General features: G+C 73.2%; 12 protein-coding genes. 1 reads left to right on the forward strand and 11 read right to left on the reverse strand.

Translation table 11 applies throughout. The features are described 5' to 3' along the window. From EBO15_RS22030 to pdhA, 3 genes are all read right to left on the reverse strand, one after another. The coding region (locus tag EBO15_RS22030; protein ID WP_325051933.1) for a biotin/lipoyl-containing protein at positions 1–350 on the reverse strand (350 nt) is incomplete at its 3' end. Beyond that, on the reverse strand, positions 347–1,363 hold the full coding sequence (locus EBO15_RS22035; RefSeq protein WP_122196324.1) for an alpha-ketoacid dehydrogenase subunit beta: 1,017 nt from the start codon (positions 1,361–1,363) through the stop codon (positions 347–349). The genes EBO15_RS22030 and EBO15_RS22035, both read right to left, overlap by 4 nt. Positions 1,364–1,376: 13 nt before the next feature. Then, positions 1,377–2,516: a pyruvate dehydrogenase (acetyl-transferring) E1 component subunit alpha gene (pdhA, locus tag EBO15_RS22040; RefSeq protein ID WP_122196325.1), complete on the reverse strand. Its 1,140-nt coding sequence runs from the start codon at positions 2,514–2,516 to the stop codon at positions 1,377–1,379. A 148-nt stretch (positions 2,517–2,664) separates the two neighbouring features. Between pdhA and EBO15_RS22045 the strand changes: the two genes are divergently transcribed. Next, positions 2,665–3,333, forward strand: coding sequence for a GntR family transcriptional regulator (locus tag EBO15_RS22045; RefSeq protein WP_378238257.1), 669 nt, complete (start codon positions 2,665–2,667; stop codon positions 3,331–3,333). Positions 3,334–3,347: 14 nt separating this feature from the next. On the opposite strand, the gene EBO15_RS44360 is transcribed toward EBO15_RS22045, so the two are convergent. The 8 genes from EBO15_RS44360 to EBO15_RS22095 form a co-directional block, all read right to left on the reverse strand. Then, positions 3,348–4,418: a WD40 repeat domain-containing protein gene (locus tag EBO15_RS44360; protein WP_158628323.1), complete on the reverse strand. Its 1,071-nt coding sequence runs from the start codon at positions 4,416–4,418 to the stop codon at positions 3,348–3,350. 92 nt (positions 4,419–4,510) lie between these two features. Then, complete coding sequence (locus EBO15_RS22060) at positions 4,511–5,161, reverse strand: caspase family protein (protein ID WP_122196328.1); 651 nt, start codon at positions 5,159–5,161, stop codon at positions 4,511–4,513. Then, positions 5,154–5,564, reverse strand: coding sequence for an effector-associated constant component EACC1 (locus tag EBO15_RS43715; protein WP_147481609.1), 411 nt, complete (start codon positions 5,562–5,564; stop codon positions 5,154–5,156). The genes EBO15_RS22060 and EBO15_RS43715 overlap by 8 nt, the downstream gene beginning before the upstream one ends. Positions 5,565–5,660: 96 nt before the next feature. Then, entirely contained in the window at positions 5,661–7,352 is a 1,692-nt protein-coding gene (locus tag EBO15_RS47095) for an ATP-binding cassette domain-containing protein (protein ID WP_325051934.1), read from the reverse strand. Then, the gene (locus tag EBO15_RS22080) at positions 7,349–8,284 is read right to left on the reverse strand and encodes a Nif11-like leader peptide family natural product precursor (protein WP_122196330.1); all 936 of its coding nucleotides are present in this window, start codon (positions 8,282–8,284) and stop codon (positions 7,349–7,351) included. Before EBO15_RS22080 ends, EBO15_RS47095 begins: the two co-directional genes overlap by 4 nt. 15 nt (positions 8,285–8,299) lie before the next feature. Then, the gene (locus tag EBO15_RS22085) at positions 8,300–11,488 is read right to left on the reverse strand and encodes a type 2 lanthipeptide synthetase LanM family protein (protein WP_122196331.1); all 3,189 of its coding nucleotides are present in this window, start codon (positions 11,486–11,488) and stop codon (positions 8,300–8,302) included. A gap of 242 nt (positions 11,489–11,730) precedes the next feature. Beyond that, positions 11,731–11,964, reverse strand: a complete 234-nt coding sequence (locus EBO15_RS22090) for a cinnamycin family lantibiotic (protein ID WP_122196332.1) — start codon at positions 11,962–11,964, stop codon at positions 11,731–11,733. Positions 11,965–11,984: 20 nt separating this feature from the next. Next, positions 11,985–12,377, reverse strand: a complete 393-nt coding sequence (locus tag EBO15_RS22095) for a DurN family substrate-assisted peptide maturase (RefSeq protein ID WP_122196333.1) — start codon at positions 12,375–12,377, stop codon at positions 11,985–11,987. Positions 12,378–12,448 lie beyond the last annotated feature (71 nt).

A 12,448-nucleotide genomic window follows, 5' to 3' on the forward strand; every position in this document is an offset into this window, starting at 1 on the left:
GGCTCGGCGGCCACCGGCGCCGCGGCGGGCGCGGGCGCGGCGGCGGGGGCCTCGGCGGGGGCTTCGGTCTTCGCCGGAGCCTCGGCGGGAGCCTCGGCCTTGGCGGGGGCGTCGCCCTTGCCGCCGATGATCGCGATCGGGGCGCCGATCGCGGCGGTCTCGCCCTCGGCGACCAGGATCTCCGTCAGCACGCCGGCCTCGTAGGCCTCGTACTCCATGACGGCCTTGTCGGTCTCGATCTCGCAGAGGACGTCGCCGACGGCCACCTCGTCCCCCGGCTTCTTCTGCCAGGCGGCGATGACGCCCTCCTCCATGGTGTCGGAGAGGCGGGGCATCAGGATCTCGGTCATCGGACGGTCTCCACGGTGGTACGGCCGGTCGCGCGGAGTGTTTCGCGAACGGCGGTGAGCAGGGAGTCGGCGGACGGCAGGGCGGCGGTCTCCAGCGGCTTGCTGTAGGGCAGCGGGACCTCGGCCATGGCGACCCGGCGGACCGGGGCGTCCAGCCAGTCGAAGGCGCCCTCCTGGATCGTCGCGGCGATCTCCGCGCCGATCCCGTAGGTGAGCCAGTCGTCCTCGGCGACGACCGCGGAGCCGGTCTTGCGGACCGACGCGACGATGGTCTCGCGGTCGAGCGGGCGCAGGCTGCGCAGGTCGACGACCTCGGCGGACACGCCCTCGGCGGCCAGCTTCTCGGCGACCTCGGACGCGACGTGCGCCATCCGCGAGTAGCCGATGATCGTGATGTCGGTGCCCTCGCGGGTCACGGCCGCGCGGCCGATCTCGGCGGGCTGGACGTCGTTGATGTCGTCCGGCACCTCGCCCTTGGTGTTGTAGAGCGCGAGGTTCTCCAGGAACAGGACCGGGTCGTCGTCCCGGATCGCGGCCTTGAGCAGCGCGGACGCCTCCAGCGGCGTGGACGGCGCGACGACCTTCAGGCCCGGGACGAACGAGTAGTACAGCTCGACGTTCTGCGAGTGCGTCGCGCCCAGCTGCTGTCCGCCTCCGCCCGGGGTGCGGATGACCATGGGGACGGGCTTCTGCCCGCCGAACATGCCGTAGATCTTGGCGGCGTGGTTGACGATCTGGTCGAGCGCCAGCAGCGAGAAGTTGATCGTCATGAGCTCGACGACCGGGCGCAGGCCCAGCATCGCGGCGCCGATCGCGGCGCCGACGAAGCCCTCCTCGGCGATCGGGGTGTCGCGGACGCGCCGCTCCCCGAACTCCTTCAGCAGCCCCTCGGTGATCTTGTAGGAGCCCTCGAAGATGCCGATCTCCTCGCCCATGAGCAGGACGTTCTCGTCACGGAGCATCTCGGCCCGCAGCGTGTCGCGCAGGGCCTGGCGGTAGGTGATGGTTGCCATGGAAGTCGATCTCTCAGACGCGGAAGAGCGGGTCGGCGGGAAGACGCGGCAGGTCGTTCGGCACCGGCGTCGCGTAGGTGTAGTCGAACAGCGTCGACACCTCGGGGTGCGGGGACTCGTCCGCGAACGCGGCCGCGTCGGTGACGATCTCGGCGATCTCGGCCTCGAGACGCTCGACGTCCTCGGCGGACAGCAGCCCGGCGTCCTCGAGGTCCAGGCGGGCCTTGGCGAGGGGGTCGGCGGCCTTGAGGGCCTCCTTCTCCTCCTTGGTGCGGTACTTGGCCGGGTCGACGACCGAGTGACCGCGCAGCCGGGGGCTGGTCAGCTCCAGCAGGTACGGCTTGCTCTCCTCGCGGGCGCGCTCGACGGCCTCGCGGGCCGCGTCGCGGACGGCGATCACGTCGGTGCCGTCCACGCGGGCGCTGGCCATCCGGTACGCCGCGCCGCGCTTGTACAGCTCGGGCTCGGCGGCGGAGTGCTCGACCGTGGTGCCCATGCCGAGGCCGTTGTTGATGATCACGAAGACCACCGGCAGGTTCCACAGGGCGGCGATGTTCAGCGACTCGTGGAACGCGCCGATCGCGGCCGTGCCCTCGCCCATCTGGACCATGACGACGTCGTCGCCGCCGCGGTAGGACACCGCCATCGCGGCGCCGGTCGCGAGGGGCAGCTGGCCGCCGACGATGCCGTAGCCGCCGAGCAGGCGGGCCTCGGTGTCGAACATGTGCATCGAGCCGCCCCAGCCCTTGGACACGCCGGTGGAGCGGCCGTACAGCTCGGCCATCACGCGGCGCGGCTCGATGCCCTTGGCGATCGCGTAGCCGTGCTCGCGGTAGTTGGTGAAGAGGTAGTCGGTGGGACGCAGCGCGGCCATCAGGCCGACGACCGTGGCCTCCTCGCCCAGGTTCAGGTGGCAGTAACCGCCGATCTTGGCCTCGGTGTAGGCCCGGGCGGTCCGCTCCTCGAAGCGGCGCACCAGCAGCATCTGCCGGAAGTACTCAACGCGCGCCTCGTCGTCGGCCCTGCGGCGGGCGACGGCGCTGGCACGGTTGTCGGCGGGCTTGGGGGTGCCCTTCACCGCCGTGCCCCTGGTGCTCTGCGCGCCGGTGGTCCGGCGGGCGCGGCCCGGGGCTGCCTTCGTGGTCTCAGCCATCGGCGTTCTTCCTCCGTACGGGGAGAGGGTGCCGCGGGGTCGCCGCGCCACTCATCACCGATCATCATTGATCAATGATCGATCATATGCCCTCGGTCAAGAGGTCTGGACCAGTGTTCATTCCCGTCCGCCCCCTACCATGGAGGGCGTGAACGCCCCGTCCGTCGCCCCGTCCGACGACCAGCCCGCCCTGCTGCGGCGCACCGGCCTGGTCGACCAGATCCGTGAGTTCATCGTGGACGGCATCTCCAGCGGCCGCTGGCAGCCCGGCGAGCGCATCGTCGAACGCCGTGTGGCCACTGAGCTGGGCGTCAGCCAGGGCCCGGTCCGCGAGGCGTTGCGCCTGCTGGAGACGCTGCGGCTCATCGAGACGCTGCCCAACCGCGGTGCCCGCGTCCGCCCGTTCGACGAACGCGACCTGGCGGAGATCTTCCCCGTCCGGGCCGGTCTCGAACGTACGGCCGTCGAACTGGCGCTCCCGCGTCTCACCTCCCACCTGGACGAACTCGAGGCCCAGAACGCGCGGCTCGCCGAGGCCGCCGCCGAGGGCGACCTGGACGTCCAGATCCGTGAAAGCATCCACTTTCACCGTCTCGTGGTCGGCTTCAGCGGTAACCACCTGCTTACGTCGGTGTGGGAGGGCCTCGGCATCGAGGTCTGGACGACGCTGTCCCTCCGCCTCCACAAGACCGAGATCTACTCCAAGTCCGCCGAGCACGCCCGCATCATCGAGGCGTTCCGCCAACAGGACCCGTCCGCCCCGCAGATGCTCCACGACCACGTCATGAACTACGCCCCCCTCACCTACCGTCCCTAGGGCGCGACCGGCCCCTAGGCGGGACGCCACAAGCGCACGGGCCACTCGGCGTCGCCCACGGCGAGCGCCGCGCCGTCCGGCGTGAACGCGACCGCCTTGGTCTGCCCGCTGTGCGGGAGCGGACGCCCGATCGGCTCGAACGCGTGGAGATCCCACACTGTCAGGGGCTCGCCCGGCGCCCACATCGCCGCCGCGCGCCCCTCCGGTCCAACGATCACGGACGTCGCCCGGGTTCCCTCCGGCATCAGGGACGGTTCGGAGGGGTAGCCGTCGGCGGTGGCGCGCCAGCTGTGGACCCAGCCGGGCGCGACGGTCACGATCGTCTGACCATCGGGGGAGATCCCGGCGGTGTCGAAGCGGATGAGGGAGCCGATCTCGACGCGCGATTCGAGGATCTTGGTGGACTCGCCGCCGGTGAGCCGGTACGTCGCGACCGAGCAGTGGCCGTTCCTGTGCTGGAACGCCACGATCCGGTCGTCCGGCAGCACCGTCAGGGCGTGGTCGCTCGCGAACCACCACAGGGCCCAACTGCCCTTGACCGGCTCGGGGTCCTTGAGGCGGTGGCCCGTCCGGGTGTTCCAGACGAGGCAGGTCCGCTGGTCCTTCCCCGGCTCGGCGTGGCCCGCCACCAGCCACCGGGCGTCCGCGGTGAAGGCGAGGGCGCGCACGGGGCCCTTCGGCACGGACCAGGAGTCGGCCAGGATCCGGTGCTCGGGCGCCGAGCCTTCGACGGAGTACGACCCGACCTCGTGACCGGGCACCGCGTACGCCACCTGGGACCCGTCCGAGGTGATCGCGACGGCGCTGATCACGCCGGCCGGTCCGCTCCCGCCGGCCGCCGCCCTGAGCAGGGTCGACTTTCCGGACACCCGGTTCCGGACGCGGATCGAGCCGTCCAGGTGGCCGGTGACCAGGGAACGGTTGTCGGCGCTGAAGGCCAGGGCGGTCGCGCCCGCGGTCTCGTCGGGCAGCAGGCCCGGGACGCCGGGGATCACGGACCAGGGGCCGCGGGGCTCGGCGGGGACCAGGCGCGGGGGCGCGACGACGCGGGGCTCCGGGTGAGACTGCGGGTACGGGTACGGCACGGGTCTCGGCCGGTGGGCGGGATTGCGGGTGAACGGGTAGCGGTCGGCGGTGTCGGTGCCGCGCTGGTTCGGGGCGGGAAGGCCGTGCGCGGTCAGGCGCCGCCGCAGGTGGACGTACAGGTCGCCCAGGGTGAGGGCTCCGGGCCGTCCGGCACGCCGTCGCGGACGAGCGCGAGCAGCCGGCCGGTGAAGGACGTCGGGACCCCGGCCTGCTCCGCCGCCGGGACGACGTGGGCGGTGTGGTCGCTGGCCGTCAGCGTGTAGACGCCGCGGACGTCGGTGGTGTCGGCCACGGCGTCCGGCGGGGACAGGGCCTCGATGGCCCGGCCCGAGTAGCAGCAGTCCAGGATGACGATCTTCGTGGCGGCCGGGCTGTCGCGGAGCAGGTCGCGGACGCGGCGGTACTCCAGGCCGGTGAGGTCCGGGTCCCCGGCCTCGGTGTCGGCGAGGGCGAGGCTGAGCTCGCCGTGCGGCAGCATCACGCCGTGGCCGACGAAGTACAGCAGCAGGACGTCCTCGGTCCCGCGGGCCAGGACGCGCATCCGCTGGACGAGCCTGCGCCAGTCGGACGGGTCGGACTCGACGGTCACCCGGTCGTCCGGCCAGCCGCACAGGGACGGGTCGGTGAGGACGGCGCGCATCCCGGCGAGGCTGTTGGCGGCGGCCGGGAGGCGCGGGAACGCCGCGTCCGCGTACGCCGCCGTCCCGATCAGGATCGCCCGGGACCGGGAGAGGTCAGTCATCACCGTCGTTCAGTGCCTCATTCGGGGCCTCGTTCAGGGCCTCGCCCGGCAGCGCTCCCCGCTCGCTGCGCAGGACTTCGCGCAGCAGGGGCAGGACGGCCTCGGCGGGCAGGTCCGTGGTGTCGATCCTGACGCTGCCGTTCGCGGTCGTGACGCTGACGCTGACGTCCGGGCGGCGGGACTTCACCCACGCCACCAGGACGTTCGTGAGGGCGACCGCCGCGCCGCCGGAGCCGAGCGCGGCGACCAGGACGTCCGTCCCGCCGCCCAGCTCGCCGTCGCGCGGTGGCGCGGACTCGGCGCGGACGCGTCCGGCGAGCGTCCGGTCGCCGCGCAGCCACTCGTACAGTCCGGCCGTCTCCCGCACCGGATCGTCGCCGCTGACCTTGATGCGTGCCTCCATGGCGATATGGGAGCACGGAACACGCGCGTGGGCGAGGGTTTCGGGCACAAGAACGCCCCGGCCCGCGAAAGGGCCGGGGCGCCTGGACGTCCGGGATCAGTCGGTGCGGGAGAAGCGGCGGGCCGACCAGATCAGCGGGACGAGACCGAGCACGGCGAGCAGGGCCCACTCGGCGACGATCGGCGGGTGCCAGGCGCCGATGGTCAGCGGGCGGAACAGGTTCGGCGGCGCCGACGGCAGCTGGGACGCGACCGTGCGGCGCAGCGCGTCCACCGCGTAGGTGAGCGGGTCGGCGAGCGCCAGGGTGCGGAGCCAGCCGGGCAGCCCCGCGAGCGGGAACATCGCGCCGGACAGGAACGTCAGCGGCGCCATCAGCACCGACATGGCCGTCCCGTAGGTGGGCGGGCGCCGGACGAACGTCGCCGCGAGCACGCCGACCGCCGTCATCGCCAGCGACGCCAGCCCGAGCTGCGCGGCGAGCATGACGATCAGCAGCGGCCTGGCCGGGACGCCGATGAGCGGCCCGGCGGCGAGCAGCAGCGTCCCCTGGACGGTCGCGATCGTCGCGCCGCCCAGGCACTTGCCGAGCAGCAGCGACTCGCGCCGGACCGGCCCGGCGAGCATCTCCCGCAGGAAGCCCGCCTGTTTCTCCCACAGCAGGGACGCGCCGACCGCCACGGCGGGCCCGAGCGCGGCCGTGACGAGCGCCCCGGAGAACACGAACAGCTGGTAGTCGCCCCGCCCGATCCCCGGCATCAGCCCGGACAGCCCGATCCCGAGGATGAACAGGAACAGCAGCGGCTGCACCATCGACAGCAGCGCCGCGAACCCGTCGCGCCGGTAGAGCAGCAGGTCGCGCCGCCACACCATGCGGACGGCACGCACCTCGGCCGCCAGCCGCCGCGTCCGCGCGGGAGTCCCCAAGGACGAGCCGTCCGGGCGGGGCATGGACGCCGGGACGGGCGGCGCGCCGAGCGTCGGCTCGTCGTTCAGCGGACGGCCCGTGTGGTGCAGGAACACCGCGTCCAGGGACGGCGGGGGAGCGCCGGGCGCGGTGAGCTCGTCCTTCAGCGCGGCGGGGGAGCCCTCCGCGACGATCCGCCCGGCGTCGATGATCGCGACCCGGTCGCACTGCTCCGCCTCGTCCAGGTAGTGCGTCGTGAGGAAGATCGTGACGGCCTCGCGTTCCCGGACGGCCCGCAGGTGCTCCCACACTCGTGCGCGCGCGTGGGGGTCGAGGCCGAGCGTCGGCTCGTCCAGGACGATCAGCCGGGGCCGGTGCAGCAGCGCGCGGGCGATCTCGAGGCGGCGGCGCATCCCGCCGGAGAACGTCCCGGCGATCCGGTCGCGCTCCGCGGTGAGGCCGACGAGGTCGAGCGCGCGGTCGACGCGCTCGGGGATCAGCGCGGGCGGCACGTCGTACAGGTCGGCGTGGAAGCGCAGGTTCTCGGCGGCGGTCAGGTTCAGGTCGAGCGTGGTCTCCTGGAACACCAGGCCGATGTGGCGGCGCGCCTCGAGCGGGTCGGCGAGCGTGTCGTGCCCGGCGATCGCGACCCGGCCCGAGGTCGGCCGGGTCAGCGCGCACAGCATCGCGATCGTCGTGGACTTGCCCGCGCCGTTCGGGCCGAGGAACGCGAAGCACTCCCCGGCCGCGACCGACAGGTCCACGCCGTCCACGGCGACGACGTCGCCGTACCGCTTGCGCAGCCCGGACGCGGCGATCGCGGGCGGGATCCCGGCGGAGCCCGTCCGGTCCGCCGCGTCCGGGACGGCGGGGGGTGCGGTCACGCGGCGGCCTCCAGCGCGGCCTTCCAGTCGTCCGGGACGACGAAGCCGAAGCTCCACCGGTGCCGCTCGGTCGGGTTCACGATGCAGTGCCAGAACAGCCGCTCCGGCTCCTGCTCGATCTTGAAGAACCGCGCCATGCGGGGCCGCTCCCGCAGCGTGACCAGCTCGTCGGTGCCGGGCGTCTGGTACCGGAAGAACGACGTGTCGGACGGGTCGTCGAAGTCGTCGTCGAAGTCGATCAGGTACATCCGCCAGCCGGGCTGGTCCTCGTTGGTGTGCCAGAGCCGGTAGGACGACGGCGGGTACCACATGCTCCCGGAGAACCGGACCTCCGGCCCGAACACCCCTTCCAGCGCCCTGACCAGCCGGACCTTGGCGTCCAGGTAGGACTCGTACCCGGGGTGGGCCACGTGGTCGTCCAGGTTGACCAGGTGGAAGTCGCGGCGGTCGCCGGGGACGGGTTTCAGGCCCGCCCGCCACCGCCGGTACTCCGGGCCGCTCGGCGGGTGCTCGGTGGACGCCAGGTCCGCCGGGACGAAGGCGTCCGCGAACCGGTCCATGTCCACCGACGGCGGACGGATCTTGACGCGCGGGAGCAGCTCGAGCACCTCGCCGAAACCGGGCAGGTCGTCCAGCGCGTACTCGGTGTGCAGCACCTTCGTGTTGGTGGAGGTGCCGGTGGAGGTGCCGGCGGTCGTCCCCGCGTCCGGCGCGCCCGGCCCCGGGGCTCCGGCCGGCGCCCCGGCGGGCCCGCCGTTCTCCAGGGCCGAGGCCCGGGACGCGGCGGCCAGGTCGGGCACGGTGAACTCGTACCCGTGACCGCGGGCGAGCAGGAGCAGCTCCTCCACCCCGGTCATGGCCCGCATCCGCAACGTCAGGTCGGGGTCGCTGCCGGCGACGTTCATGAATTCCTGGCAGGCGTCAACGGACATTCTCGTCATCTCTCCTCAGGGTCGGGTCGGCGGGTCGAGCAGCAGGACCGAGGGGACCCGTTCCGGACGGGCCAGGCGCAGGAAGTGCAGGCCGAAGCCCGCCATGCCGAGCATCAGCCCCGGGAAGAACCCCGACTCCGGGCCGGACCGGGACTCGGCGAGGTTCCGCCACTGACTCTGGGCGTGCAGGTTGGCCTCCACCCGGAACGCGGGCTCCTCGCGGAGCAGGGCGTGCCGGAGCAGCAGCTCGGCGTTCCCGGACCGGCCGTGGCAGAGCGTGTCGTTCATCAGCCGCGGGAAGTTGCGGACGGTCGCGGTCAGCCCGCGGCTGGCGCCCCGCATCAGGTCCTCGTCCTCGCGGCCGAGGACGTCCCAGGTCGCGAGGCGGGCCAGGCCGATCCCGGCCGCGCCGTTGCACCACGCGTTGGCGAAGTGCCGGTCGTTCCAGATCGGGCCGCCCGGCGAGGACCGCAGGTCGTACCAGTCCTGGACGAGCTCGTCGAAGTGCCGGTCCTCGTAGGCGAAGGCCCGGTGCGCGGCGTCGACGTAGGCGTCCCGGCCGGTGAGCTTGCCGAGCTTGGCGAGCGCCCAGCCGATGCCGCCCGCGCCGTGCGCGAAGCCGGTGAGGTCGGCGAGCGCCGCGCCGCCGTCGTCGCCCGGCCAGGACAGGGCGTCGCCGTCGGCGTTCGCGTGCTTCAGCAGGTGCTCGGCGCAGCGCACCGCGAGGTCGGCGCCGTGCCCGCCGGTCGCGTCGGCGAGCTGGATCAGGACGGGGATGAGGCCCGCGACGCCGAAGTAGACGTCCAGGCGGTCGTCCTGCTCGATGGCGGGGGCGAGGCCGTCCGCGAGGGCGACGGCCTGGTCGAGCAGGTCCCGCTCGTCCCACAGGCGGTGCAGGTGGAGCAGCGTGTAGATCAGCCCGCCGATGCCGGGGTACGCGCCGATCCGGCTCATGTCGGTGTGGTCGATCGCGTGCGCGAGGGCGAGCCGGGCCGTGCGCTCGAACTCCGGGCGCGGGCTCAGGGCGTTGAGGTGGCCGAGGAACAGGGCGATGCCCGCCGTCCCGTTGTAGAGGTCGGCCTCGATGTCCACCGCCTCGTGACCGTCCCGGGTCATGACGTAGGACGTCCAGGGTGCGCCGGTGAGCCGCGCCTCCCCGCACAGCCGCAGGGCGATGCCCTCGGCCTGCTCCAGGCAGGTCGCGGCGAAGTCCTCGCTGGTCACGTCGCCGCCCGCGAGCCCGGCGGAGATGTACTGCCGCTGCCGGCGCCGGTTCTCCTCGGTCAGCGCCGTGATCCGCTCGGCCGCGATGTCCAGCGGCGCCGCCGCCAGCCGGATCGGGACGGCCGGGCCGTGGTCGTGCGTCACCCGGTCGGCCTCCGCGGGCGTGTCGAACAGCGGGATGTCCAGCCGCCACATGGACTCGGCCTCGCGGTCCGGGCAGGCGAGGTCGTGGTCCCAGACGCGCGGGAAGTGCCGGACGGTGTCGATCAGCAGGTCGACCTCGATCGGGTCCATCAGGCAGCGCGGGTGCCGGGCGGCGAGCAGCAGCTGCGCGTAGATCTGCGTGCTCCAGTTGAGGAACCGGACGCGCGTCCCGGTGAACAGGTCGCGCACCACCGCGACGGCGTCCTCGCCGCCCCGCGCGAACCACTGGTAGACCGCGTCGAACCCGGCGCCGACGTCCTCGGCGAAGTCCTCGGCGTGGGTGATCTCGCCGTCGACGAACACCCGGTTGTTCGCGCCCGGGTCGACCAGCACGCCCGACACGTGCCGGACGGACGCGGCGAACGACGGGCCCCGCTCGTCCAGCTGCGGGACGCTCGTCGGCATCTCGTAGGCGCCGCCGCCCGCGTAGCCCGACAGCCGCATCGAGCCCTCGGCCCCCGCGCGTCCGGACGGCCACTCGATCAGGCCGGTGCGGAACACCGAGTCCATCAGGGTGCCGGTCGCGTCCGGGCGCTCGCCGGGGACGGCGCCGAGGATCGTCTCACCGTCGCAGATGAACGCGTGCCCGTCCGCGACCAGGATGTTCTCGAAGTGCAGGTCGCCGCCGCCGAGCACGTAGAACAGCGCGAGGTACCCGCCGAGCTCGGCGTGGACGGCGGCCGCGGCCGAGCGGTCCGCGACGTGGTTGCGCCCGGACGGGACGAACGCCTCGTACCCGTAGCCGTCCTTCGGCAGGACGGGCCGGGAGGCGAAGCCGAGCGCGCCGTCGGTGCGGATCCGGTCCAGAAGCGCTTGCAGCGCGGCCTCGCCGTGGACGCTGCGCGGCTTGTAGACGAGCTTCTCGGCCCCGTTCGCGGTCTCGACGTCGAGGATGACCACGCTGCGTCCGCCCGCGTGGTCGTCGCCCTGGCCGGGGACCGCGTTCCGCACGACCGTGATCGGGGTGCCGTAGAACGCGGCGCCGACCTCCGCCGCGTCCGCGCGGAGCCGGGTGATCAGGTCGCGTCCGTGCTCGGCGAGCAGCGCGGTCACCTGCGCCATCCAGCGCGCGAGGACGGGGAAGTCGAGGAAGAAGCGGTGGTGGGCGTCGACCTTCCCGAACGTGGCCTCCAGGTGCGCGGTGAAGTCGGCGTCGGACGCGGTCTCCGGGTCGATGCCGTGCTGCGCGCAGTACGCCTTCGCGTCGGTCTCGACCGTCCAGGCCACCGCGAGCCGGAACCGGCTGAGCAGCCGCTCCTGGAACCCGGCCACGAACGCCCGGTCGAACACCGGGCCCGCGTCGCCCTCGGCGAGGACGGCGGTGAGGCGGCGGTCGAGCTCGGCGAGGAAGGGGGCGCCGACGATCGCGTACCGGCCGTACAGCACCTCGGGCGCGCGCCACCAGGCGTCCGGGCCCGCGGCCGCGTCGTCACGCGGGCCGTCGAGCGCCGCGCGGTAGGTGGGCAGCCACTCGGCGGCCAGGTCCTCCAGCATGCGGCCGAACGGCGAGTCGTCGGACGTGAGGAGCAGCTCGTGCTGCCGGTAGGCGGTCAGCAGCGCGACCAGCTCGTCCCGTTCGTGGACGTCGCGTCCGGGCAGGTCGCGCCGCTTGGTCTGCGCGCCGCGCTCGGCCAGCTTCCCGGCCTGCCGTCCGGCGAGCCAGGTGTCGAACTCGCCGAGGGCGGGCGGGTCCGGTGGCGGGCCGAGCTCGTCCACCACCCGCCGCCGTTCGGCCAGGTTGGCGGCGCGGGCTGCGAGGTCGAGGCGGTGCTGCATCACGAACGGGTGCTCCTCGTCAGGGGACGGGCGGGACGGTCGGCCGCGGCGGGGGAGGCCGCCGCGAACGGAGGGCCGGGCACGAACGGCCCGGCACCGGAGGCCCGGGCGCGGGGCCCGGGCGTGCGAGGGACGGTGGGCCGGCCTCGGCCGGCCCACCGTCGTCACGCTCGGCCCGATGTCAGAGCACGGGCCGGAGGGAGGCGGCCCGGCACGTCACCACGGACGCGCCGGGTCCGCCGTCACCCCTTGGTGGTGCCGTCGCAGACGAACGTGAACGGGCCGGAGCTGCAGGTGGACGCACAGGCGTAGATGTCCACGGCCGCGACGCCCTCGGTCCAGTAGCCCAGCGCCTCGGCGTCGGGCTGCTCCACGCCGGCGGGAACGGAGGTGACACCGAAGTCGGCGGGGCGCTCCAGCAGTTCGCTGCGGAAGTCGGCGTCGGCGGCGGCGTAGCGCAGGATTGTCGTGGTCATTTCTTCCTCCTTGTGAATTCTTACTCGCAAGCTTCCGGCTGATTGTCCAACTCGGTGGTCAGCCGAATTCTGATGAGCTTCTCGATGGCGTGAACCTCCTCCACCGCGGTCACCATTTCGGTGATGTTGTTCTGCCAGGCGGCGACCTCCACTTCGTCGGGGGTCAGGGCGGCCGGGTCCCAGAAGGACTCCAGCCAGTCCTTGGTGGCCTGCGGATGCAGGGTCGGCACCGGCTCCGCGCGCGCGGCCATCGGGAGGGGGTCGAGCCTCAGTGCCGTGGCCATCGCCCGCGCCAGCGGCCCGTCCTGCTTGAGCAGGGAGCACAGCACCAGAAGGTGCTGGATCTGGCGGACCGTGTAGATGTTCCTGTGCTTGGTCACGTCGCTGGGCGGCTTGGGCCCGGTGCTCCACATCGCGTCTCCCGTGGTCTGCCGGTGTCGTTTCCCGCAGGGCCTTCCGGCGGTATTTTCGGCCGGGTTATCCC

Origin of the sequence: Actinomadura harenae, assembly GCF_003696215.1 — a bacterium.
In the GTDB taxonomy this organism is placed as follows: Bacteria; Actinomycetota; Actinomycetes; order Streptosporangiales; family Streptosporangiaceae; genus Spirillospora; species Spirillospora harenae.

Excerpts from the sequence above, each read along its gene's own strand:
- EBO15_RS22035 (WP_122196324.1), bottom strand. The coding sequence starts at position 1,363 with ATGGCAACCATCACCTACCGCCAGGCCCTGCGCGACACGCTGCGGGCC.
- pdhA (WP_122196325.1), bottom strand. The coding sequence starts at position 2,516 with ATGGCTGAGACCACGAAGGCAGCCCCGGGCCGCGCCCGCCGGACCACC.
- EBO15_RS22060 (WP_122196328.1), bottom strand. The coding sequence starts at position 5,161 with ATGACTGACCTCTCCCGGTCCCGGGCGATCCTGATCGGGACGGCGGCG.
- EBO15_RS43715 (WP_147481609.1), bottom strand. The coding sequence starts at position 5,564 with ATGGAGGCACGCATCAAGGTCAGCGGCGACGATCCGGTGCGGGAGACG.
- EBO15_RS22080 (WP_122196330.1), bottom strand. The coding sequence starts at position 8,284 with ATGTCCGTTGACGCCTGCCAGGAATTCATGAACGTCGCCGGCAGCGAC.
- EBO15_RS22085 (WP_122196331.1), bottom strand. The coding sequence starts at position 11,488 with ATGCAGCACCGCCTCGACCTCGCAGCCCGCGCCGCCAACCTGGCCGAA.
- EBO15_RS22090 (WP_122196332.1), bottom strand. The coding sequence starts at position 11,964 with ATGACCACGACAATCCTGCGCTACGCCGCCGCCGACGCCGACTTCCGC.
- EBO15_RS22095 (WP_122196333.1), bottom strand. The coding sequence starts at position 12,377 with ATGTGGAGCACCGGGCCCAAGCCGCCCAGCGACGTGACCAAGCACAGG.